Annotated in this window: 25 protein-coding genes; 13 read left to right on the top strand and 12 right to left on the bottom strand. The window is 64.0% G+C overall.

Going from position 1 to position 21,086, the window contains the following annotated elements; genetic code table 11:
• The first annotated feature begins 235 nt into the window (after nt 1-235).
• The gene (locus HGP13_RS04455; protein WP_172222047.1) at nt 236-2,104 is read left to right on the top strand and encodes a DEAD/DEAH box helicase; all 1,869 of its coding nucleotides are present in this window, start codon (nt 236-238) and stop codon (nt 2,102-2,104) included.
• A 29-nt stretch (nt 2,105-2,133) separates the two neighbouring features.
• Here the strand turns inward: HGP13_RS04455 and HGP13_RS04450 are convergent, their stop codons facing one another.
• Nucleotides 2,134-3,498, bottom strand: coding sequence for a glycosyltransferase (locus HGP13_RS04450; RefSeq protein ID WP_246707281.1), 1,365 nt, complete (start codon nt 3,496-3,498; stop codon nt 2,134-2,136).
• A 225-nt stretch (nt 3,499-3,723) separates the two neighbouring features.
• On the opposite strand from HGP13_RS04450, the gene HGP13_RS04445 reads away from it, so the two are divergent.
• The 4 genes from HGP13_RS04445 to HGP13_RS04430 all read left to right on the top strand — a co-directional run bounded on the left by HGP13_RS04445 (nt 3,724) and on the right by HGP13_RS04430 (nt 6,228).
• On the top strand, nt 3,724-4,428 hold the full coding sequence (locus HGP13_RS04445; protein WP_172222041.1) for a DUF805 domain-containing protein: 705 nt from the start codon (nt 3,724-3,726) through the stop codon (nt 4,426-4,428).
• Between the two features lie 514 nt (nt 4,429-4,942).
• Nucleotides 4,943-5,155, top strand: a complete 213-nt coding sequence (locus tag HGP13_RS37745; RefSeq protein WP_246707280.1) for a DUF805 domain-containing protein — start codon at nt 4,943-4,945, stop codon at nt 5,153-5,155.
• A 196-nt stretch (nt 5,156-5,351) separates the two neighbouring features.
• Nucleotides 5,352-5,780, top strand: coding sequence for a polyketide cyclase (locus tag HGP13_RS04435; protein ID WP_172222038.1), 429 nt, complete (start codon nt 5,352-5,354; stop codon nt 5,778-5,780).
• Nucleotides 5,781-5,829: 49 nt separating this feature from the next.
• A complete protein-coding gene (locus tag HGP13_RS04430; RefSeq protein ID WP_246707279.1) occupies nt 5,830-6,228 on the top strand; it encodes a MarR family transcriptional regulator in 399 nt (132 codons plus the stop codon).
• Nucleotides 6,229-6,245: 17 nt separating this feature from the next.
• Here HGP13_RS04430 and leuB read toward each other — a convergent pair whose 3' ends face one another.
• The 5 genes from leuB to leuD all read right to left on the bottom strand — a co-directional run bounded on the left by leuB (nt 6,246) and on the right by leuD (nt 9,951).
• Nucleotides 6,246-7,349, bottom strand: a complete 1,104-nt coding sequence (gene leuB, locus HGP13_RS04425; protein ID WP_172222032.1) for a 3-isopropylmalate dehydrogenase — start codon at nt 7,347-7,349, stop codon at nt 6,246-6,248.
• A gap of 138 nt (nt 7,350-7,487) precedes the next feature.
• Nucleotides 7,488-7,838, bottom strand: coding sequence for a VOC family protein (locus HGP13_RS04420; protein ID WP_172222028.1), 351 nt, complete (start codon nt 7,836-7,838; stop codon nt 7,488-7,490).
• A gap of 4 nt (nt 7,839-7,842) precedes the next feature.
• On the bottom strand, nt 7,843-8,226 hold the full coding sequence (locus tag HGP13_RS04415; RefSeq protein ID WP_172222025.1) for a RidA family protein: 384 nt from the start codon (nt 8,224-8,226) through the stop codon (nt 7,843-7,845).
• A gap of 112 nt (nt 8,227-8,338) precedes the next feature.
• Nucleotides 8,339-9,274 (bottom strand): hypothetical protein, encoded by a 936-nt coding sequence (locus tag HGP13_RS04410; protein WP_172222022.1) that lies wholly within the window; start codon nt 9,272-9,274, stop codon nt 8,339-8,341.
• Nucleotides 9,275-9,345: 71 nt separating this feature from the next.
• Nucleotides 9,346-9,951 (bottom strand): 3-isopropylmalate dehydratase small subunit, encoded by a 606-nt coding sequence (gene leuD / locus HGP13_RS04405; RefSeq protein WP_172222019.1) that lies wholly within the window; start codon nt 9,949-9,951, stop codon nt 9,346-9,348.
• Nucleotides 9,952-10,163: 212 nt separating this feature from the next.
• Here leuD and HGP13_RS04400 point away from each other — a divergent pair, with 212 nt between their 5' ends.
• The 5 genes from HGP13_RS04400 (at nt 10,164) to HGP13_RS04380 (ending at nt 12,771) form a co-directional block, all read left to right on the top strand.
• The gene (locus tag HGP13_RS04400; protein WP_172222016.1) at nt 10,164-10,589 is read left to right on the top strand and encodes a GNAT family N-acetyltransferase; all 426 of its coding nucleotides are present in this window, start codon (nt 10,164-10,166) and stop codon (nt 10,587-10,589) included.
• A gap of 82 nt (nt 10,590-10,671) precedes the next feature.
• A complete protein-coding gene (locus HGP13_RS04395) occupies nt 10,672-10,989 on the top strand; it encodes a metalloregulator ArsR/SmtB family transcription factor (RefSeq protein WP_172222013.1) in 318 nt (105 codons plus the stop codon).
• Nucleotides 10,989-11,435 (top strand): SRPBCC family protein, encoded by a 447-nt coding sequence (locus tag HGP13_RS04390; protein ID WP_172222010.1) that lies wholly within the window; start codon nt 10,989-10,991, stop codon nt 11,433-11,435. Before HGP13_RS04395 ends, HGP13_RS04390 begins: the two co-directional genes overlap by 1 nt.
• Before the next feature lie 162 nt (nt 11,436-11,597).
• A complete protein-coding gene (locus HGP13_RS04385) occupies nt 11,598-11,969 on the top strand; it encodes an SRPBCC domain-containing protein (RefSeq protein WP_246707278.1) in 372 nt (123 codons plus the stop codon).
• 121 nt (nt 11,970-12,090) lie between these two features.
• Nucleotides 12,091-12,771 (top strand): DUF72 domain-containing protein, encoded by a 681-nt coding sequence (locus HGP13_RS04380; protein ID WP_348647132.1) that lies wholly within the window; start codon nt 12,091-12,093, stop codon nt 12,769-12,771.
• Between the two features lie 247 nt (nt 12,772-13,018).
• On the opposite strand, the gene HGP13_RS04375 is transcribed toward HGP13_RS04380, so the two are convergent.
• From HGP13_RS04375 to HGP13_RS04355, 5 genes are read right to left on the bottom strand one after another with little or no spacing between them, the layout of a single operon-like run.
• A complete protein-coding gene (locus HGP13_RS04375; protein ID WP_172222004.1) occupies nt 13,019-14,185 on the bottom strand; it encodes an FAD-binding oxidoreductase in 1,167 nt (388 codons plus the stop codon).
• A 28-nt stretch (nt 14,186-14,213) separates the two neighbouring features.
• Entirely contained in the window at nt 14,214-15,815 is a 1,602-nt protein-coding gene (locus HGP13_RS04370) for an ATP-binding protein (protein WP_172222001.1), read from the bottom strand.
• Nucleotides 15,806-16,498: a response regulator transcription factor gene (locus tag HGP13_RS04365; protein WP_172221998.1), complete on the bottom strand. Its 693-nt coding sequence runs from the start codon at nt 16,496-16,498 to the stop codon at nt 15,806-15,808. The genes HGP13_RS04370 and HGP13_RS04365 overlap by 10 nt, the downstream gene beginning before the upstream one ends.
• A gap of 3 nt (nt 16,499-16,501) precedes the next feature.
• On the bottom strand, nt 16,502-18,049 hold the full coding sequence (locus HGP13_RS04360; protein ID WP_172221995.1) for a DUF4173 domain-containing protein: 1,548 nt from the start codon (nt 18,047-18,049) through the stop codon (nt 16,502-16,504).
• Entirely contained in the window at nt 18,046-18,213 is a 168-nt protein-coding gene (locus HGP13_RS04355; RefSeq protein WP_172221992.1) for a hypothetical protein, read from the bottom strand. Before HGP13_RS04355 ends, HGP13_RS04360 begins: the two co-directional genes overlap by 4 nt.
• A 379-nt stretch (nt 18,214-18,592) precedes the next feature.
• Here HGP13_RS04355 and HGP13_RS04350 point away from each other — a divergent pair, with 379 nt between their 5' ends.
• Nucleotides 18,593-19,468 (top strand): CoA ester lyase, encoded by an 876-nt coding sequence (locus HGP13_RS04350; protein WP_172221989.1) that lies wholly within the window; start codon nt 18,593-18,595, stop codon nt 19,466-19,468.
• Nucleotides 19,469-19,502: 34 nt separating this feature from the next.
• A complete protein-coding gene (locus HGP13_RS04345; protein ID WP_027046018.1) occupies nt 19,503-19,709 on the top strand; it encodes a DUF1737 domain-containing protein in 207 nt (68 codons plus the stop codon).
• Between the two features lie 102 nt (nt 19,710-19,811).
• Here the strand turns inward: HGP13_RS04345 and HGP13_RS04340 are convergent, their stop codons facing one another.
• Entirely contained in the window at nt 19,812-20,234 is a 423-nt protein-coding gene (locus tag HGP13_RS04340) for a metallopeptidase family protein (protein ID WP_172221986.1), read from the bottom strand.
• 135 nt (nt 20,235-20,369) lie between these two features.
• Between HGP13_RS04340 and HGP13_RS04335 the strand changes: the two genes are divergently transcribed.
• Nucleotides 20,370-21,002 carry a LysE family translocator gene (locus HGP13_RS04335; protein WP_172221983.1) on the top strand — a complete coding sequence of 211 codons (633 nt, stop codon included), beginning with the start codon at nt 20,370-20,372 and terminating at the stop codon, nt 21,000-21,002.
• Nucleotides 21,003-21,086: the final 84 nt, after the last annotated feature.

Here is a 21,086-nt window from a genome sequence, read left to right as displayed (position 1 = left end):
GAATGCAAGAAGAGCCATCAAAAGGCCGCGCATCGAAAACGATCCCGTTCGAAGCGGGCTTTTACGCGGTTTGCGGCAGGAGTCAATTGGCGACGCATCGCCTGGCTTTCAAGGCGCGCCCTGTACAAGAGCGGCGCCAGGAAGTACGAACGGCCAAGATTGTTTGGCTGGCGTGACGCCGGCCCCGGCTCGTGCTCCATGATGAGCGCAGAACCCCGAATTCCGAAAGAGCGAGATGTCCAACTTCGAAGCTATTGTCCCAGCGCTTGCACAGGCGCTGGAAAAACGCGGTTATTCCGAACTGACGCCGGTGCAGAAGGCGGTTCTGGAGCTCGGCCAGGCTGATGCGCTGGTCTCGGCGCAGACCGGCTCCGGCAAGACCGTCGCTTTCGGTCTTGCTCTGGCGCCGACCCTTCTGGGCGATGCGGAGCGCTTTGGCCATGCCGCAGCCCCGCTGGCACTGGCCGTGGCGCCGACGCGCGAACTGGCGCTGCAAGTGACACGCGAACTGGAATGGCTCTATGAACTGACCGGCGCGACGGTGGCGTCCTGCGTCGGCGGCATGGACATGCGCACCGAGCGGCGCGTGCTGGACCGCGGCGCCCATATTGTCGTCGGCACACCGGGCCGCCTGCGCGACCACATCACGCGAAACTCGCTCGATATGTCGGCGCTCAAGGCCGTGGTGCTGGACGAGGCCGACGAGATGCTCGATCTCGGTTTTCGCGAGGATCTCGAATTCATCCTCGACGCCGCCCCGGCCGACCGCCGCACGCTGATGTTCTCGGCCACCGTGCCGCGTTCGATCGCAACGCTGGCCCAAGGCTACCAGCGCGATGCCATACGTATTTCCGCCGCCGGCGAGGAAAAGCAGCATCTCGACATCGAATACCGGGCGCTGAGCGTCGCCCAGGCCGACCGCGAGAACGCCATCATCAACGTGCTGCGCTTCTATGAAGCGAAGAACGCGCTGGTGTTCTGCAACACGCGCGCCGCGGTCAATCATCTGACCGCGCGCTTCAACAACCGCAATTTTTCGGTCGTGGCGCTATCGGGCGAACTTAGCCAGAACGAACGCAGCCATGCTCTGCAGGCGATGCGCGACGGCCGCGCAAAAGTCTGCATCGCCACCGACGTCGCGGCGCGCGGTATCGACCTGCCCAACCTCGAACTGGTCATCCACGCCGACCTGCCGACCAATCCCGAAACGCTGCTGCACCGCAGCGGCCGCACCGGGCGCGCCGGGCGCAAGGGCGTCAGCGCGCTGATCGTGCCCAACAGCGCCCGCAAGCGCACAGAACGGCTGCTGCAGAACGCCGGGCTGAAGGCGACATGGGCAAGCCCACCTTCCGCCGACGACGTGATCCGGCGCGACGACGAACGCATCCTGGCCGACCCGGCCTTCGACGAGCCGGTGAAGGATGACGAGCGCGGCTTCATCGACGCGCTTCTCGCCAAGCATGGCGCCGAACAGGTGGCTGCCGCCTTCGTGCGCCAGTGCCGCGCCAGCCGCTCGGCGCCCGAGGATCTGATGGACGTGGCACCGTTCACGCCTTCGCGTGAAAGACCGGCGGGCGAAAACTTCGCGCGCCGTGACGAGGCGCCCAGCCGCCGAGAAGATTTCGGCAACAGCGTCTGGTTCTCGCTGTCGATCGGACGCCGGCAGAACGCCGAACCGCGCTGGCTGATCCCGATGCTGTGCCGCACCGGCAGCATCTCAAAGCGCGAGATCGGCGCCATCAAGATGCAGCCGGAAGAGACCTACGTGCAGATCGCGGCGGACTGGGCCGACCGCTTTCTCGCCGCGATCGGACCCGACCGCAAATTGCAGGGCAACATCGTGGTAAAACGGCTGGAGGGCACGCCGGACCTGTCGCGCGCCGGCTATCAGCCGCCGAGCCCGGACAAGAAGCCGCATCGCGGCAAGGCGCCATTCGACCCGAACGCGCCGAAGCGCAAATTCGAGAAGCTCGCACCGGCTTCAGCCGACCAGCGCCCGGCAGCCGCGCATGAGGCAAAGCCATGGGCAAAAAAGCCGGGCAAGCCGAAATTCGACAATGCCGGCCCGCCGAAGCACAAGAAGGCGAAGAAGCACCCTTCATAGGACCGCTTTGAACCCGCAGGCTGTTGCGATCAGCCTGCCTGCTGTTCGGTGCGCTGGCGGGCTGCGCTCGCCTGCAGGCCTGCCTTGATGGCAGCCCAGCTTGCCGACGCAGGCGTCGGCCGGTGGTTTTGGGCGATGCGCTCCGCCAGCGAGGCGCGCCAGGCGTGATCCTCCGCCATCCTGCGGATCGCAGCATACCAGCCGGCCTGATCGTTGGAATCGATCGCCGGCATCAGGCCTCCGGTCGCCTCGATCAGCGACGGCGTTGTCGAGACGATGACCGGAACGCCGAAATCTAGACATTCCGAGGCGCCGTAGCCCCAGCCCTCTATATGCGAGGGAAAGACACCGAAGCTGGCGCTGCGATAATATTGGATGAGCTGCTCGTCGCTGACCAGTCCGGTGAAAGTGACCGACTGGAGCAGTTCGGGATGCGCCTTGAGATAGGCGCGCAGCGGCTCGATCATCCAGCCCCAGCGCCCGGCGCAGACAAGCCTTGGCAGCTTGACGCCTTCCTCGAGCGCTTGCTGCCAGATCCGCGCCAGGAGGATGTGGTTCTTGCGCACTTCGATGGTCGAGCAATAGAGCACGAACGGCTCGCCGGCCTCGATACGCGAGGTCGTGCCGGCGCGCGATGCGTTTGCGTGCAGGATCGAGGGCATCGGAAAGCGGTACACCACGGGCGCGGCGATGCCGGCCTTGCGCATATGCTCGGTCAGCGTCGCGCCGACCTCGTCGGAGGCGCAGAATGCCGGAGCGCCGGAACGCACGAGCTGCTCGAGATAGGAGCCGAAGCGGCGCTCGCTGGTGCCCGAGCCAAGCAGATCGGGGCGCAAGGCCGGGATGATGTCGTGACAGAGGAAGGCCAGCTTGCCGGCGGCCCCCGAGACGGTGGACCGGTCTTCCTGGGTCAGGATATGATGGCTGATCAGCACAAGGCCGGGTTCCGCCTTGACCGGCTGCGCTATCGCGTCCTGGCGCAAACCAAACCGGATCCTCGCCCGCTGGTCCAGACGATAGGCGCGGATCAGGAGCCTCGTCGCCTGATAGGCGATCCCCTTGCGGCCGTTGGTCACCGTCCTGGCCAGATGGCGGTCCATCTCACGCTTGTCCCAAGGCTGCTTGCGCACCACCTCGAAGGCCTGCGACAGCGCTGTGCATCTCCCCCGCCACCTTTTGACACGATGCGGTGAAATCTCGCCCGCCGCGACATGGTCCTGTTCGTAAGGGACGAGCGGCCGGAACCGGCCTTCCCCGGACCTGAACGCCACCACCTCCACGCTGGGGTCGGGATCCGCCAGGGCCGCATTGACGAGAAAACTTTCGACCCGCGGAATGCCCGCCAGGCCCTTGCCGGGCGGCCAGAGCATCAGCCCGGTGGCATCGATGGCCAATGTAGGAGTCAGCCTCGGAGGTTTTATACCCTCGGTCGCGGCGCTGGCTTCAGAATGCTCGACTGTCATGGTCCGCTTTGGCGACGAGGCTGCACGTGAAGCCTTATGCTTGATTTGCCGCTGATATGGTAGCCATGTCGCACGGCCCATGTCGCACGGGCTTGCCCGCTGGCTTGGCCTTGTGTCACACCTTGGCAGCGACGTGGCGACAAAAGGGGGTGGGTGATGCGCGGCGAAGTGCTCCACTATGACGAGGATCAGGGCTTCGGCTTCATCACCGGAGCCGACGGCAACCGCTACACGTTCACCCGCGAGAACCTCCGCCGGCAAGCCGCGATGCCCAAGGGAGCGGCAGTCGAGTTCCAGGCCGGCGGCGGCCAGGCGCGTGACGTTTTCTCGATTGCCTCACAGACAGCAAGCCCGGCCGCCGAGTCCAGCATAAGCGCCGCACCGGCTCAAGCCGTTCCCGCAGCCAGTGCAGCGCAGGCGCAGCCTTTCGGCCGGTCTTCCGAACCAGCCGAGCCCACCGATCTCTGGGGTTATTTCTGGCGCGGGGTGACCCAAAACTACTTCAACTTCGCCGGCCGCGCCCGGCGCAAGGAATATTGGGGCTATTGCCTGTTCTGGACGATTGCGTTGCTGATGATCATGGGCGTCGGCGTTTTCGCCGATGTCGAGATGGGCAATTTCGACAACGCCGAGGTGCCGGCGATGACGGTCGGGCTTTTCGGCCTTTTCCTGCTGGCCACCTTCCTGCCCAATCTCGGCATGATCGTGCGCCGCCTGCACGACCTCGGCCTGACCGGCTGGCTCTGCCTGCTCATCCTGATCCCCACCTTCGGCAGCCTGATCATCCTGGTCTTCGCGCTGATCCCGACACAGGGACGCGAAAACCAGTGGGGGCCGGTGCCGGCGGGCCTCATCATTTAGCCTGGCGTGCATATTGCAATTGTGAACAACTCTGGGTAGCATTTGCGCATCGCATTGTAAGGGGGAAGCATGCGCGGCGCGGTTTATCACTATGACCAGGAGCAGGATTTCGGTTACATCAATGGCGTCGACGGCAAGCGCTATATCTTTACGCGTAACGACCTAAGCCCTGACATCGCCCCCGCAAGGGGAACCCTCGTCGAATTCCAGCCGGATGATGGCGCGGCCCACAATATCGTCGCCGCCTCAACCACGCCGTCGTCAAGCAGCGGTCAACCATCACGGCCTGGCCAGCTTGCCGAAAATCGGCCTGCCGGGTCTACAGGACTGTGGGCCTACTTCCTGCAAACGGTGACCGTGAATTATTATAATTTCAACGGACGCGCTCGCCGCAAGGAATTCTGGGCCTTTTGCCTGTGCTTTATCCTGGTGCAGCTAGTGCTTCTCGGCTTCGGGATACTCGTCAATCGCTATCAATGGCTTCGGCATCAACGCGGGCCAGAGCACGATAGGGTTGATACCCGCTCTTATCTTCACATTTGCAGCCGGCCTGTCGTGGATCGCACTCGTTGTGCGGCGTTTGCACGATGTCGGCCTGAGCGGCTGGTTTGTCTTGCCCTGCTTCATCCCAGCCGTCGGCGGGGTGGCCATGCTGGTCTTGGGGCTTGTGCAGTCTCAGGTGGGCGAAAACCCCTGGGGGCCGGTGCCGGCAGGGGTCAGGACCTAGAGACCAGTCCCGAGAAAACAAGAAATCTTTCCCGCTCGAAGCTGCATACGAGCAGGGAGAGGTTAAGTCCCACTCAAGAGCCACCGTTCAGGCAGGGGCATCGCGGCAGAAGATTCCTCTTGCAATATTATCTGTGCACAGATAGTCTGTGCACAGATCGAATAATCGGTCGGCCAGGATGAACGGAGCCAAGACAATGTGGAGCAACGAGTACACCGCAATTTCCTCCCTTCCCGCAGCAGCCGTCTGGAACGCGCTGAAGGCGCTGCATGAAGGCCGCCTGACCTATGAGGGCTCCGACACCTTCGTGCTGCACGGCCCGTTCGCGAAGGGCACCCGTGTCTCGGTGACGCCGGTCGGTCAGGACACGTTTGAATCTGTTATCGTCGATCTCGTCGAGAACGTCACCTATGCCGACGAGACCTCGTTCGGTGACACCAGGCTGCTGTTTCGGCATACGCTGGTGTCGGTCGAAGGCGGCACGCAGGTGACCCATCGGCTCGAAATATCAGGCCCTTCGGCCGCCGAGGTCGGACCGGAACTCGGGCCGCAGATCAGCGGCGATTTCGACACCTCGATGGCTAAATTGTTCGAGCAGGCAGAGGAGCTGGCAAGCCGTGGCTGATGGGCAGGATTTGAACACACGCTTCAGCGGACCATCGGAGAGCCCCGGCTTGTTGCTCTGGCGAACCACCATGCGCTGGCAGCGCGTCATGACGGCGGCATTGGCCCCACTCGACCTGACCCACGTCCAGTTCGTGCTGCTTGCCTCGGCGATGTGGCTCGGCCGCAATGGCGAGCCGCCCAATCAGGTGCAGCTCGCCGCCCAGGCCGGTACCGAGGTGAAGATGACGTCGGATGTCGTTGCCCGGCTGGAGGCAAAAGGATTGATTGCGCGGGAGGTCGACCCCAGGGATTCCCGCGCCAAGGTGATCCGCATCACGCCGACAGGGACGGCCGCAGCGCAGCGCGCCATAGTCGCCGTCGAGGCCGCCGACGCGGCCTTCTTCGAGCCGGTGGACGAAGCGCAACTCGTTGGCTTGCTGCGCCAGCTGGCCGGCGAGATACGCTGAGTGGGTCCGCCCCGGAATTATCCCAGGAACTTGGCGATGATCGCGTCGCCCATCGCAACCGTGCCGACCTCGGTCATGCCGGCGGACAAGATATCCTTGGTGCGCAGGCCCTGATCGAGCACGGCGGCGATGGCGCCTTCGAGCTTGTCGGCTTCATCGACCATGCCGAAGGAATAGCGCAGGCACATGGCGAAGGAGGCGATCATGGCGATCGGGTTGGCGATGCCCTTGCCGGCAATGTCGGGCGCCGAGCCGTGCACCGGCTCGTACAGCGCCTTGCGCTTCTTGGTCTTGGCGTCAGGCGCGCCGAGCGAGGCCGACGGCAGCATGCCGATCGAGCCGGTCAGCATGGCGGCGATGTCGGACAGCATGTCGCCGAACAGATTGTCGGTGACGATGACGTCGAACTGCTTGGGCCAGCGCACCAGCTGCATGCCGCCGGCATCGGCCAGCATATGGTCGAGCTTGACGTCGGAATAGCGCGCCTTGTGGGTCTGGGTGACGACCTCGTTCCACAGCACGCCCGACTTCATGACGTTGCGCTTTTCCATCGAGGTGACGTGGTTCTTGCGGGTGCGCGCCAATTCGAAGGCGACGCCCGAAATGCGCTCGATCTCGAACGTATCGTAGACCTGGGTGTCGATGCCGCGCTTCTGGCCATTGCCGAGATCGATGATCTGCTTGGGTTCGCCGAAGTAGACGCCGCCGGTCAGCTCGCGCACGATGAGGATATCGAGGCCTTCGACCACTTCCTGCTTGAGCGAGGAGGATGCGGCCAGCGCCGGGTAGCAGATCGCCGGGCGCAGATTGGCGAACAGCTCCATGTCCTTGCGCAGGCGCAGCAGGCCGGCCTCCGGGCGCACCTCGTAAGGCACCGCATCCCATTTCGGCCCGCCGACCGCGCCGAACAGCACCGCGTCGGCCGCCATCGCCTTTGCCATGTCGGCATCGGAGATCGCTGCCCCATGCGCATCGTAAGCGCAGCCGCCGACCAGGCCCTCATCGGTGACGAAGCCGCTGCCGAGCTTGTCGTTCATGGCCGCGATCAGTTTCTTGACCTCGGCCATGGCCTCGGGGCCGATGCCGTCGCCGGGGAGCAGGAAAAGATGCTTCGTTGCCATGGAGAAACCGTCCCAGAAAGAATGCGTTTCGATTTTGCACAGCGTCCTTTGCGCGCCACGAGGCGCGCGGCGCTGTGCGACCGCGGCCTTGCTAACCGCCAACCGGCCTGCGCGCAAGCCTGCGCTTGAGAAGCGCCATCACCGATGCGAGAGAATGTTGACCAGCCGGCCCAGGGGATCGCGCACGTAGAAGCGCCGCACGCCCCAGGGTTCGTCGGCCGGTCCGTATTCGATGGCGAAGCCGGCCGCCTTCATGCCTTCGAGTGCCGCCTCGACATCGTCGACCTCGATCGACAGATCCGGCACCGGCGTGCCCGATCCGCCTTGCTCGGCAAAGCTGATCTGCACGTCCATTGTTTCGTGCGAGCCATACGTGGCGATCCAGCCGTGATCCATGAGCAAATCAAGGCCAAGCACGTCCTGGTAGAAGCGCTTCGCAGCCGTGATGTCGTGCGTGCCTATATTGGCGATGATGCGTTTGACCTTCATCCGCTCAGGCCGTCCGCCGCAGCGCCGTGACTTCGATCTCGATCTTCATTTCCGGCTTGTTGAGCTGGCAGACGATCATCGTCGCCGCCGGCCTGATGTCGCCGAACGTCTCGCCGAGGATCGGGAAGACCACATCCACGAAGGCCTGGTCGGTGATGTAATAATGCGCCCGCACCACATCAGCCATGTCGAACCCACCGTCAGCCAGCGCCTTGCCGATCGTCGCCAGGCAATTGCGCGTCTGCGCCTCGACCGTCTCCGGCATCGTCATCGTCGCATAGTCATAGCCGGTCGTCCCCGAGACGAAACACCAGTCGCCCTGCACCACGGCGCGCGAATAGCCGGCTGTCTTTTCGAAGGGCGAGCCGGTGGAGATGAGTTTGCGCATGGGGTCCTCGCGGGGTTTGTCAGCCTGCATTTAGCAGGCGAGACACCGCCGGTCGTGGGCCAAGCAGGGCGGACCGTTGTCACGACGCGGCGCACGCGGACCGTGGAGAACCCTAGTTCGCCGATCCCTGCGCGTCGTCCAGCGCCTTCTTGATATCGTCCGGCCAGTCTTTCAGCGCCGGCCAAGCCGCCGGCTCGCCGTTGTCGCCGCGTCGCGAGAAATAGAGTTTGTGCTTGGCCGGGTCGACCGCCATGAAGCCGTCATTTCCGCCGCAGTCATGCGGCACGCATCCGCTGGCGTAGAAGGCACCCGACGCAGTCTTTTCCGTGCCACCACCGACCAGCAGGCTGGTGGCCATGTCAGGCATGGTGTCGCCAAGCAGCGCCTTGGCCGCCGTGTAGACAGCCTCGTTGTGGAAGGCATCGATGATATTCTCATACTTCGCCGGATCGACATCCTTCCAGTCGGTGCCGGGTTCCGGCGTATAGGCGAGGTTGCCGGAGGTCGTCAGGCCTTCTGTCGGCGACCATTGCAGTGCCGCCTTTATCTCGCCGGGCAGCAGATAGGGCACGAAATAGATGGCGCTGTCCGAGATTGCCGCCGGCGGCGCGCCGCATTCGTCCTGTTCGACCGTCGTGGTCTTGATCTCGCCGTCTTTCGGCTTCCAGACGATGACCTTGGCCGGGCCGCATTGATTGCCGCCGTCGCCGACGTCGACCAGCGCCACGTTGACGTCGCCGATCTTCACGATCTTGTCGAAGAAGACATCGTAGTTGCTGGCCAGCTGCTTGCCGTCATAGGCGAGCACCTTCTCGCCATCCTGCTCCGGCTGCGTGATGGTCAATTGGCCGCCCTCGAACGCGATCGGCGCCTGCTTGTCGTCGTCGGAGGGCGCCGCGTCGCTGGTGTTCGACGACCCCTGGTCGGTCGCCGGCTGATCGGCCGGCTTCTGGGCTGCGGCAGGCGTCTGTGTCTGGGCAAAGGCGCTCACGGCGGGCACCAGCAACAGCGCCAGTCCGCAAACGCCGGCAAGAAGCGAACGTGCCATGACTGTCCCTCCCATTCAGTCGTCGCCAACCCGGCCTGAAAGGGCCGGGCCTATATCTCGGATCGTGCCGCTCAGGCCCAGGGGCGCTGTTCGGCGTTCTTCTTCTCGAACGAGGCGATGGCGCCGGCCTTCTCCATGGTCAGGCCGATGTCGTCGAGGCCGTTGAGCATGCAGTGGCGCTTGAAATCGTCGAGGTCGAAGGTGACGACGCCGCCATCGGGGCCGCGGATTTCCTTGGCTTCGAGGTCGATCGACAAAGTGGCGTTGGAGCCGCGCGAGGCGTCATCCATCAGCTTCTCCAGATCCTCGGGGCTGACGGTGATCGGCAGCACGCCGTTCTTGAAGCAGTTGTTGTAGAAGATGTCGGCGAACGAGGTAGAGATGATGCAGCGTATGCCGAAATCGAGCAGCGCCCACGGTGCGTGCTCGCGCGATGAGCCGCAGCCGAAATTGTCGCCGGCGACCAGGATCTGCGCCTTGCGGTAAGCCGGCTTGTTGAGCACGAAATCCGGGTTTTCCGAACCGTCGTCCTTGTAGCGCATTTCGGCGAACAGGCCGGTGCCGAGCCCGGTGCGCTTGATCGTCTTGAGATAATCCTTCGGGATGATCATGTCGGTGTCGACATTGACGATCGGCATCGGAGCGGCGACGCCGGTGAGCTTGGTGAATTTTTCCATGACTTTGGCCCGTGTTTTCGTTTCGGGGGATTTGCTGAGGCCCGGTTTACACAAAGCCGCGGGCAAATAAAAGGCAACTGTTTGTGCGCGCTGGCATAAGAGGCAATGCATGTCGCCCAAAAGTGGCCCCGGTTTTCGGGAGAACGACATGCATAGAAACAAGAGGCGAAAACGGCTTCGAATTCGCTGCCCCCTGGTGCAGTCTGACCAGCATGGTTGAAAACTCCCACGTCCTCTACAACAGTGAACCGGCGCTCGGCACCGCCGAATTCCGCAAAGTGCTGGTGGAATCCGGCCTCGGCGATGTCAGGCCCATTGAGGACGACATCAGGCTGCAGGCGATGCTGTCCGGCGCCGATCTGGTGCTGACCGCGCGTCTCGACATCGAGGGCAAGCCGCTCATCGGTGTTATCAGGGCCATCACCGACTTTTCGTGGATCTGCTACATCTCGGAACTCGCCCTTGCCCAATCAGCGCAAGGGCTTGGCATCGGCAAGGGCCTGATGAACGAGGCGCGCCGGCAACTCGGCCCGTCGGTCGCCATCAGCCTTCTCTCCATGCCGGAGGCCGCCGCCTTCTACGAGCGCATCGGCATGAAGCGCATGCCGGACGCCTTCTGGTTCTCCCGCAAGCGCTGATTCTTTCTCCCGCGGTCGCGCCCCGGCGCCAACGCGCACTCTTGCCACTTGACATGCAACTAAATGGTTGCATATTAACGCCATGAGCATGGATGCCGTCTTTCGCGCCTTGGCCGACCCGACACGCCGGCAATTGCTGGACAGCCTCCATGCCCGGAACGGGCAGACGCTGAACGCGCTGTGCGCGGAGATGGCCATGACGCGCCAGGCTGTGACCAAGCATCTGGTGATCCTGGAGGAAGCAAACCTCGTCTCCACGCTCCGCCGGGGCCGGGAGAAGGAACATTACCTCAACCCGGTTCCGATCAACGAGATCGCCGAGCGCTGGATCGGCAAATTCGAGCGCCATCGGCTGGATGCATTGAGTGACCTGAAGAAACGCCTCGAAAGGGAAGACTGATGAGCAACAGCTTCGTTTACGTGACCTACATCCGCACCACGGCCGAAAAACTGTGGGAAGCGCTGACCGACCCGGAGTTCAACCGGCAGTTCTTCCTCTGCTCCTATCAGGAGAGCGAATGGAAGGTGGGCGCCAGCTGGAAGCTGATCTTCCCTGACGGCCGCGTCGCCGACAGCGGTGAAATCCTCGAGATCGACCCGCCGCGTCGCCTGGTCATCAAATGGCGCAATGAATGGATGCCGGAGATCAGGGAGGACGGCTACACGCGCTGCACCTTCGCAATAGAACAGGACGGCGAATTGATGAAGCTTGCCGTCACCCACGAAGCGGACGGGCCGCACAGGCTGATCGGCAACGTCGCCAAGGGCTGGCCGCTGGTGCTGGCCAGCCTGAAGAGCCTGCTCGAGACCGGCAAGGGTTTCGAGCGCCCGCCATCGAAAGGATGAAAGGCTCGTTTCGATACCGAAACAAATATTTTTGGAGGCATCCGTGACACACATTCCCAGGGTGCGGAGCATGACCAATGGCGAGACGATCATGGCATCAGCCGAGATCGAAGCGCCGCCGGAACGCATCTTTACGGCGCTGGTCACGAAAGAAGTCGAACAATGGTGGGGTCCGCCGGCACCTACCGGATGGCCGACTGGTCGGCCGACCTTCGCGTCGGCGGCCGCTGGACCGTTGTTGTCCGCACAGTTGACGGCAGCGACCTCCCGGCCAGCGGCGAATTCCTCGAGATCGAAGCGCCACGCCGGATCGTGCAGACGCGGGCCTATGCATGGGACCACCCGACGCTTGGCCGGCGGCAGACGACGGTCGCCTGGTTGCTGCAACCGATCGCCAGGGGTACGCGCCTCACCATCTGCCATGGCGGTTTTGCCGGGCGCAGCGATGCGGCGGCTGAACATGCCGAGGGCTGGGGCTGGGTGCTGGCCTGGTTGCAGGCCTATGTCGCGGCTGGGAGACTGGCGGCGGCTTAGGCGGCGGGTCGCGCCCCCGCCTTGACCCGCACCTCATCTGGTCCACATCCCATGCATGGAAAAGCAGCGATGTTTCATAGGCACGGCCAGCTGGGGCATTCCAACCCGATACAAGGAAGACTTGCCCCAGCCCGGCTCACATCTCGAACGCTACTCCAGGCACTTTCCGATCGTCGAGATCGACACATCCTTCTACAAGCCGCATCGCCGCGAGACCTATGAACGCTGGGCAGGCTCTGTGCCGGAGCGTTTCCGCTTTGCCGTGAAAACGCCGAAAGCGATGACCCATGAAAATCGGCTCGTCGACTGTGAAACGCTTGCCGATGCCTTTCTTCAGCAGGTTGACGGTCTCGATGAAAAACTGAGCGTCCTTCTGGTACAGCTGCCGCCGAGCTTGGCCTTCGAGCCGGACGTCGCGGACGGTTTCTTCGAGATGCTGGGATGGCGCAGTCTCGCCAGGCTGGCATGCGAGCCGCGCCACCCCAGCTGGTTCGAAGCAGAGGCGGAAGCGCTTCTCGCAAGCCGCAGGATCGCGCGCGTTGCCGCCGATCCCGCTCCGGTCCCGGCGGCGGCAGTGCCGGGCGGTTGGGCCGGCCTCGCCTATTTCCGCTGGCACGGCATGCCGCGCGTCTACTATTCGGACTACGACACCGAAGCGCTCGACCGGATCAGCCGGCAAGTGCAAGCAGCGTCCGCTTCGGGCGCCGAGGTCTGGGGCATCTTCGACAACACGGCTGCCGGCCATGCTCTCGGCAACGCTCTCAGGGTTGATGCGGTGATACCCCGAACTTCGTCATTCTAGGGCGGAGCAAGGAGCGAAGCGACGCGCGCAGACCCTAGAATCCATGCCGCGACGTCGATGTGTCGCGACGGATCAGAACTGTTAGGACAACGCACGGGCGTTTCATTCTGCACCGCTGGCGCCCATCGGCAGCGGTAACGGCATGGATTCCAGGATCTCCGCGACGGAGCTTCGCTCCTGCTCCGCCCTGGAATGACGAAGAAACTGGGACGCCTTGGCAAATATTGAAGGTCGTAGCCCGCCTCGCTCAAATCACATTCAATTCCCGGAACGCCCTCCCTTCGGCTACCCGCCCGTATCCAAACGACGAGCAATCCACCGTCCGATACCCGCCATGCACCAAAAACTCGGCCAGCGCCTTGCCCACCGCCGGCGCCTGCTGCAGGCCGTGGCCGGAAAAGCCATTGGCGAAGATGAAATTGCCGACCTCTGGATGCGGGCCGATAACGGCGTTCTGGTCGAGCGTGTTGTAATCATAATGGCCGGCCCAGGCGCGGGTCGCCTTGATCGCCTCGAAGGCCGGAATGCGGGTTGCCAGCACCGGCCAGATCACCTCTTCGAACAGCGACCAGTCGACGTCGAAATCCCCGGGATCGGCCGGGCCGTCGCCCTCTTCCGGTTCGGCGCCGCCGGTGAGGTAGACCGAGCCTTCCGGCCGCACATAGATGCCCGAGGGATCGACCAGCAGCGGCATGTCGGCATATTTCTCGCGCGCCTCGAAGACGAAGACGTTGCGCTTGCGCGGCTCGACCGGCAGCGAGAGATGGGCAAGCGCTGCGACCTTGCCGGCATTTGGCCCCGCGGCGTTGACGACGATGCCGGCCTCCAGCATCTGGCCATTGTCGAGGGAGACGCCGGTGACGCGGTTGCCGTCGCGCGCAATGCCGGTGACCGAAGTGCTGATGAAATCGATCTTCTTGTCGCGCAGCGCCTTGCGGAACAGCATCAGCATCGCATGCGCGTCGAACCAGCCTTCGCCGGTGCGGCCATAGGCGCCGGCAGCAATACCTTCGGTCGACAGCCACGCGAAGCGCCGCGCCAGCTGCTCGGCATCCTCGAGTACGATGTCGGCGCCCTCGGCGATCTGCGCCTTGTGATTGGCCTTGAGGATCGGCAGCCCGGCTTCTCCGGCGAGGATCAGATAGCCGCCCTCGCGGAACCCGATATCGGCATCCGTGCCGAATTCTTCCTTTAGCCGCCTGAACAGTTTTAGCGTGAACTGCGACAGGCGGATGTTTTCCGGTATCGAGAACTGCTGGCGGATCGAGGCCATGGACAGCGTCGTTGCCGCATGGGCGAATTGCGGATCGCGCTCGATGAGCGCGATGGAGCCGGAAAACCCTTCCTCGCGCAGATAGTAGGCGATCGAGGACCCGACGATGGCCCCACCGATGATGACGATGTCGTAGCGCATTTTTTCTCCGATCCGGGCGGCGGCCTGTCTATGCCGCCGGCAGGATGATCTCGAAGCGCGTGCCGCGCTCGCTGTCAACCAGCCGGATCATACCATCATGCGCTTTCAGGAGGGCCAGCACGATGCCGAGGCCCATGCCGGTGCCGCCGGTAGCGCGCCGCGTGGTGAAGAACGGCTCGAAGATGCGCGCCCGGTTGCTGGGTGAAATGCCGTCGCCATCGTCGCTGATCAGCAGCGTCGCCTTGTCGCCGGCGCTTGTCGCTGTGATCGAAACCAGCGTCGCGCCGTGCCTGGCCGAATTGTCGATGAGATTGGCAAGCACGATTGCAGCGTTCTCGGCCGATATGCGCAAGGCGAGATCGCCGCCCGCCTCGATGCGGACCGCCAGCCTGGTGTCGACCGGAAGCAGTGCCAGCGCCGCAACGATGGAGCTGCTTTCGCCGCTGGGTGCAAGATTTTCGGCCTTCGCTAGGTCGAGCAGGCGCCGGACCAGCAGATTGAGCCGCCCGGCATCGGTGACGATGTTGTTGGAAAAGCGCCGCCGCTCGTCATCATCCATCGCCGAACCGGAATCGCGCAGCAGTTCCGCCGCGCCCTGGATCGCCGTCAGCGGCGATTTGAGCTCGTGCGAGACATGGGTGGCAAAGGTCTGGATCGAATCCGAGCGCGCCTGCAGTTTTTCCGCCATGTCGAGGAAGGCGGCGGACAGTTCCGCCATTTCATAGGTGCCGTGGTGGTCGAGCGGCCGGATCGCGTCGCGCTCGCCGGCGGCGATGCGCTGCGTGCGGTCGATCAGCGCGTAGATCGGCCGGCTGACGGTGCGCAGGAAGACGAGGCCGATGAGCAGCGTGCCGCCGAGGATGGCGATAGCCGCCAACGTCACCTTGCCGCGTTCGCCGTAGAGATGCTTTATGATGTTGTTGGGCGTCCGCGAGACATAGACCACGCCGGCGACCCGGCCGTCGACGGCCACCGGCAAGGCGACGAAAACGCGCACCTTGGTGCCGCGGCTGACCGAATAGAGCGGTGGCGTCGGCTGGTCCGGGATGCGCAGGCGCAGCGCACTGGCATAGTTGCCGGCGAGCGCGGCGCGCACCTCCTCGACCTCGCCAAGCGACTGCCCGACATCGCCGCGCCCGGCAATGACCACGCCTCGGGGATCGAGCAGCCGGAAGCCGGCCAGCGTGGTTTTCTGCGTCGCGTCGAGAATGCCGGACAGGCGCGTGCCGATCGCGGCAAAGGCGGGATCGGCGGTGGCGGGAACAGCGGCCGGTCGGGTCGGCAGCACAGTGTCGGAGGCGAGATCGAGGCTCGGCTCGATCGGCCTGTATGGCCCGTCGGGATTGGCGTCTCGGCTGGCACCGCCATTGGCCTGCGGCATCGGCGCGCCGAGTTTTTCCAGGGCAATGCCGGCGTCGCGCACCTCCTGCGCATAGGTGGCGGCGATGGCCGCCCCTTGCGCGATCAGCTCCGCCTCAGTCTGGCGGATCAGCTGGTTCTCGTAGAGGCGGAAGAAGAACAGGCCGACCAGCGGCAAGGCCATGACCAGGATCAGGATGGCGACGACGACCGTGGCAAGCCGTGGCCGCCATTTGCGGCCGATCCATTTGCGCGAAGTCGTCAGCCGCATCGGCCGAGCCGGAAGCCGACGCCATGCACGGTCTCGATGGCGTCGAGGCAGCCCACCGCCGCCAGCTTGGCGCGAATGTTGCGGATGTGGCTGTCGACGGTGCGGTCGGCGACATGGATTTTTCCCGCATAGGCATTGGCCATCACCGCGTCGCGGTCGAGCACATAAGTCGGCCGCGCCAAAAACCCTTTCAGGATCGAGAATTCGATGCCCGTCAGAGCCAGCGGCTTGCCGTCGAAGCTGACGCTGTGGCTGGCCGGCGCCAGGCTGAGCTTGCCATGCGCGAACTGCCGGTCGTCGGCCGGTTCGGGCGGCACCGGGCGCGCGCGCCGCAGGATGACGTTGACGCGGGCGACCAGCTCGCGCGGGGAAAACGGCTTCGTCACATAGTCGTCGCCGCCCATTTCCAGCCCGAGAATGCGGTCGATTTCTTCATCGCGCGCGGACAGGAACAGCACCGGCACATCTGAAGTGTGGCGCAGCCGCCGGCAGACCTCCAGCCCGTCCATCTCCGGCATGCCGATGTCGAGCACGACAAGGTCAGGGGTGCGCCGTTCGATCTCCTGCAAGGCGGCGGCGCCGTCGGCCACCCCAAGCGTTTTCATGCCGGCCTTTTCCAGGGCGAAGCAGATCACTTCGCGGATATGCGGGTCATCGTCGGCGACGAGGATGTGGTGCGGCATCGATCAGCGGCCCGGCAAGGAAGGTTGCGAAGGCTGAGGAAGCACGAGCGACCCCTTGCTGTCGAGATATCGAATCAGGCGCCAGTCGCGAAAGCTCCAGGCCCTCCAGTTCTGCTGGGCGGCGCGGTACCAATCTTCGTCGCTGGCCCGCAATCCTTCAAGTTCGCGGACCGCGCCGGCGGCAGCCGTTTTGCCCTGATGATCGAAGAAACGATCAAGCGCCGGAAACGCGCCGGGGCCAAGCGAGCGCAGATACCAGGCGTCGAGGGGAATGCCCTGGCCGGTCATTTCGAGGGAATGGTCGACATTGTAATTGGCAATCGTCGCGGCGAAATTGATGAAGCAGCAGGCATAAAGCGTCAGCGATAACGTCAGAAGATTGGCGGAGGAGAGCCATTCATTGGATTTTCTGAGCGCGATGCGGGCGATGATCAGCGCCAGCCCTGCCGCCACCAGCCCCATCCAGACGAAAGCGGCGATGCGCCAGTAGGTCAGCGCATAGATGCCGATATAGAGATCGAGCCGCAGGATCGACGAGACGACCAGCATGATGTTCTGCGCCACCCAGGCATAGACCAGCCGGCGGATGAGCGGATCGCCTGAGGTCTCGCTTCCAGGCCTGAGCGCCGCCAGCACAAAACCGGCGGCAAGCAGCGCCGTGACGATCAAGGGATAGGCGCCGCGATGCGCATAGGCGGCGTAGCTCAAGCCATCGGGAAGCGAGACCCCACCCCAGAGATAGGTGGCGTCGAGCCCGGTCTGCAGCGCGAACAGCACGTTGAAGACGATCAAGGCGCGCAGGATGGCTGCCTTGCCGAACACGATATCCTCGACGACGTGCCTTTGCGCATCGGTCACCGGTTGAGCAGCGGCAAGAGGATTGTTCGGCCGGGAGACGCGCTTCGAAAAACGCGGCAGGCGTGGCCGCAAAAAGACCCAGACGCCGGCGAGCACGAACAGCCAGAAGGCAATCCGCGCCAGCTGGATCAGATCGAGCAATTTCATTAGGTCGATCAGCGACAGCCAGTATTCGATGACCGGATTGGCGGCGCCGAACAGCGCCAGGAAGACGGCGCCCAGCGTCAGCGGCATCACCCAGACGGCAATCGCCGCCAGCCGCACGCGGCGCCGGCCGAAGCGCCGCGCCGTCTTGCGCCAGCGGATGAAATCTCTGATGAAGCGGAACAGCGCCGCGAGCCCGAACAACGCGACCTGGCCGGGAATGCGAGCGATGCTGTGCCGTAGGCGGCCGCTCAGCGAAAGCGCGAAAACGACCAGCGCCGCCAGCGCGATCGAGACCGACAGAGGGCTGACATTTTCGGCGAGCGGCAGCAGCGCGACAAGCAGGGCGGCGGGTTTGAGCCAGACCCTGATGTCGCTGAAGGCTGTCGGATGCACGGCCACGACCGCGGCGGCAATCAGGGTGGCGAACAGGAAGATCGTGATGCCGGCAGGCTGGCCATAGAAGAGAAAATCCGCCAGCACGACCAGCAGCACGGCAACGCCGAAGCGACTGCAATAGCTCGGCGCGGCAGTGAAAAACGATGTCATGATCTGGCCTTCCTGATCGCTTCCCGTCGCCATGGCGGCGAGCTCTTGCGGACATAGGGAATGAGGATCGCCGCAGGATTTGCGCGCGGCGGATCGACCAGCGACCAGCCTTCGCTGCGCAGCCGGTAGGGGAGGGACCAACGGGGTTTTGCTCGCTTGTGCATGCCGCCTGTCTCGCAGGCCGGCAGGGAGACGGCAGGGCGGATCCGAGGAGCTTTTCCGCAGCTGCGTGCAGTTTTCGTGCAGAGGGTGGCAATCACTTGGGTTGGAATTCGGCCAACCCTCCAGAGGTTGGCGCGGCCCCTCATCTGCCTGCCGGCATCTTCTCCCCGTGAACGGGGAGAAGGGAGCTGTCACCGCTGTTTTCGCCAACTGTCAGCGGTGCGGAAAGGATGCCGGCGTTGCGGCCGGCTTCTTTCGCCCCGTTTACGGGGAGAAATGCCCGGCAGGGCAATGAGGGGCAGCGCCAGCTTTCGCAATTGGCTCGTCTCAGGCACAAGCCGGACGCTTGCCTCACTCGCCCACACGCGGCATAGAACAGGCATGGAACCCTACCGCCCGCGCCGCTCGGTGCTCTATGTCCCGGCCTCCAACGACAAGGCGCTGGCCAAGATCGCGCAGCTGTCCTGCGATGCCGTCATCATCGACCTCGAGGATGCCGTCGCCCCGGCCGACAAGATCGCCGCCCGCGATAAGCTGGCCGGAATTTTCGCCGATCGCCCCGCTAGGCGCTGCGAGATGGTGGTGCGCGTCAATGCGCTGGCCAGCGACTGGGGCGCCGACGATCTGCTGGCCGCGTCAAAATTCGAGCCCGACGGCATCCTTTTGTCCAAGGTCGCCACACCGCGCGATATCCTCGAAGTCGGCGATGTGCTCGACGACAATTTTGCTCCGGACAGCGTGAAACTCTGGGCGATGATCGAGACGCCCAGGGCGCTGCTCAACATCGGCGCCATTGCCGAACTCGGCCGCGATCCGGCCTCCCGCCTCAATTGTTTCGTTGCCGGAACAAATGATCTGGCCAAGGACACCGGCGTGCTGGCGACGCCCGATCGGCGCTACCTCGTGCCATGGCTGATGCAGATGGTGCTGGCGGCGCGCGCCGGCGGCCTCGACATGCTCGACGGCGTTGCCGATGATTTCCGTGACCTCGATGCCTTTGCCCGTGAGTGCGCGGAAGCCGCCGCCATGGGCTTCGACGGGAAGACCCTCATTCATCCGGCCCAGGTCCAAGCGGCTAACCGCGCCTTCGCGCCCTCGCCGGAGGCGATTGCCGAGGCGCGTCTGGTTAAGGAGGCCTTTTCACTTGCGGAGAATGCTGGCAAGGGCGTGATCGCGCTGAACGGCAGGATGGTCGAGCGGCTGCATCTGGCGCAGGCCGAAAAACTGCTGGCGAAAGCCGCCGCCATCGGCGCATGATCCCGGCTAAGTCTATTCACGACAGGACTGAAAAATGAAACTCTACCGCTTTCTGACCGCCCCGGATGACGCCAGCTTCTGCCACAAGGTGACGGCGGCGCTGAACAAGGGCTGGCACCTGTTCGGCTCGCCGACCTACGCCTATGACAAGAAAGCCAAGACCATGCGCTGCGGCCAGGCCGTGGTGAAGGATATCGACGGCCAGGAATATGGGCCGGACACCAAGCTCAGCGACTGGTAGATTTTTGCAAAAAGCGCCGAGGCCCTCCCTTCTCTTCGTCATCCTATGGCGAAGCAAGGAGCGAACCGACGCGGCGCAGATCCCAGGATGACGAAGTGTGGCCTACTCGGCCGCCTCTTCGAGCTTCTCCATATCATCATCCGACAGGCCGAAATGGTGGCCGATCTCGTGGATCAGCACATGGGTGACGATGTCGCCCAGCGTTTCCTCGTTTTCGGCCCAGTAGTCGAGCATGGCGCGGCGGTAGAGCGTGATGCGGTTCGGGCCTTCGCCGGTCTGCGGGTTCCAGCGCTCGGCGATGCCGCGGCCCTCGAACAGGCCGAGCAGGTCGAACGGTGTTTCCAGCGACAGATCGTCCATGATCTCGTCGGTCGGGAATTCGGCGATCTGGATGACGATCTCGCCGGTCAGCTTGCGAAAGTCCTCCGGCAGATGGGCGTAGGCCTCCAATGCCAGGAACTCGAACTCCTCCATCGAGGGCGCGAGTTCGCTATGCCAGGTGCGGGTTTTGTAGATGCGGGCCATGCTTTGTCCTTTGAACCCGGCATATAGGCTTTCGCACCGGTCGAGGCAAATGAAGCGGCAATTCTTGCCGCAGCGCCTTTGCCGTCGCCGGGGAATCGCGTAGGGGTCGGTTCCGGCCATCTCTCAGGAGTTCTCATGCCGGACCTTTCCACCATCGGACTTTTTGCCATTGCCTGCCTAGCGCTGACCGCAACGCCGGGGCCGGACATGCTGTTGATCGCTTCGCGCAGCGCCAGCCAGGGGCGCGCATCGGGCCTGGCGACCTATGCCGGCATCGCCGCCGGCACCTATTGCCACGCGCTGGCTGCCGCCTTCGGCCTGTCGCAACTGTTCCTGGCAGCGCCCATCGCCTACGACATCGTGCGCTATGCCGGCGCGGCCTACCTCGCCTGGCTGGCCTGGAAGGCGTTCCGTTCTGACGGAACGGCTCTTGCCCCGGTCGCCGGCCTGCCGCGCTATTCACGCGGCCGGATTTTTCGGCAAGGCCTGCTGACCAATCTGCTCAACCCGAAAATGGCGCTGTTCGTGCTGGCGCTGTTCCCGCAATTCGTGCGCCCCGAGGCCGGTTCCGTCGCCGGCCAGATCCTGTTGCTGGCGACCGTGCTCAACCTGATCGGCCTGCTGGTCAACGGCCTGGTCATCCTGACCGCCAGCCGGATCGGAACGGCGTTGTCGAAGCGCACGCGGTTCCAGCGCGCGCCGCAGATCCTGCTCGGAACCGTGTTCGCGGGTCTGGCCGCACGGCTGGCATTTGGCGGCCAGCGCTGAAGCACACGCGTTTGCAGGAATAAATTCCTTATGACTCTGCTTGACTCTTCGGGCCGCCTCTGGAATCTATAGGAACATAACAGG

This window comes from Mesorhizobium sp. NZP2077, from assembly GCF_013170805.1.
Taxonomy (GTDB): Bacteria; Pseudomonadota; Alphaproteobacteria; order Rhizobiales; family Rhizobiaceae; genus Mesorhizobium.
Note: the sequence above shows the minus strand (reverse complement) of the source record. Positions and strands in the feature narration are given on the sequence as shown.

Coding starts and splice junctions, on each gene's coding strand:
- HGP13_RS04455 (WP_172222047.1), top strand. CDS start 236: ATGTCCAACTTCGAAGCTATTGTCCCAGCGCTTGCACAGGCGCTGGAA.
- HGP13_RS04445 (WP_172222041.1), top strand. CDS start 3,724: ATGCGCGGCGAAGTGCTCCACTATGACGAGGATCAGGGCTTCGGCTTC.
- HGP13_RS04435 (WP_172222038.1), top strand. CDS start 5,352: ATGTGGAGCAACGAGTACACCGCAATTTCCTCCCTTCCCGCAGCAGCC.
- leuB (WP_172222032.1), bottom strand. CDS start 7,349: ATGGCAACGAAGCATCTTTTCCTGCTCCCCGGCGACGGCATCGGCCCC.
- HGP13_RS04420 (WP_172222028.1), bottom strand. CDS start 7,838: ATGAAGGTCAAACGCATCATCGCCAATATAGGCACGCACGACATCACG.
- HGP13_RS04415 (WP_172222025.1), bottom strand. CDS start 8,226: ATGCGCAAACTCATCTCCACCGGCTCGCCCTTCGAAAAGACAGCCGGC.
- HGP13_RS04410 (WP_172222022.1), bottom strand. CDS start 9,274: ATGGCACGTTCGCTTCTTGCCGGCGTTTGCGGACTGGCGCTGTTGCTG.
- leuD (WP_172222019.1), bottom strand. CDS start 9,951: ATGGAAAAATTCACCAAGCTCACCGGCGTCGCCGCTCCGATGCCGATC.
- HGP13_RS04400 (WP_172222016.1), top strand. CDS start 10,164: ATGGTTGAAAACTCCCACGTCCTCTACAACAGTGAACCGGCGCTCGGC.
- HGP13_RS04395 (WP_172222013.1), top strand. CDS start 10,672: ATGAGCATGGATGCCGTCTTTCGCGCCTTGGCCGACCCGACACGCCGG.
- HGP13_RS04390 (WP_172222010.1), top strand. CDS start 10,989: ATGAGCAACAGCTTCGTTTACGTGACCTACATCCGCACCACGGCCGAA.
- HGP13_RS04385 (WP_246707278.1), top strand. CDS start 11,598: ATGGTGGGGTCCGCCGGCACCTACCGGATGGCCGACTGGTCGGCCGAC.
- HGP13_RS04375 (WP_172222004.1), bottom strand. CDS start 14,185: ATGCGCTACGACATCGTCATCATCGGTGGGGCCATCGTCGGGTCCTCG.
- HGP13_RS04370 (WP_172222001.1), bottom strand. CDS start 15,815: ATGCGGCTGACGACTTCGCGCAAATGGATCGGCCGCAAATGGCGGCCA.
- HGP13_RS04365 (WP_172221998.1), bottom strand. CDS start 16,498: ATGCCGCACCACATCCTCGTCGCCGACGATGACCCGCATATCCGCGAA.
- HGP13_RS04360 (WP_172221995.1), bottom strand. CDS start 18,049: ATGACATCGTTTTTCACTGCCGCGCCGAGCTATTGCAGTCGCTTCGGC.
- HGP13_RS04355 (WP_172221992.1), bottom strand. CDS start 18,213: ATGCACAAGCGAGCAAAACCCCGTTGGTCCCTCCCCTACCGGCTGCGC.
- HGP13_RS04350 (WP_172221989.1), top strand. CDS start 18,593: ATGGAACCCTACCGCCCGCGCCGCTCGGTGCTCTATGTCCCGGCCTCC.
- HGP13_RS04345 (WP_027046018.1), top strand. CDS start 19,503: ATGAAACTCTACCGCTTTCTGACCGCCCCGGATGACGCCAGCTTCTGC.
- HGP13_RS04340 (WP_172221986.1), bottom strand. CDS start 20,234: ATGGCCCGCATCTACAAAACCCGCACCTGGCATAGCGAACTCGCGCCC.
- HGP13_RS04335 (WP_172221983.1), top strand. CDS start 20,370: ATGCCGGACCTTTCCACCATCGGACTTTTTGCCATTGCCTGCCTAGCG.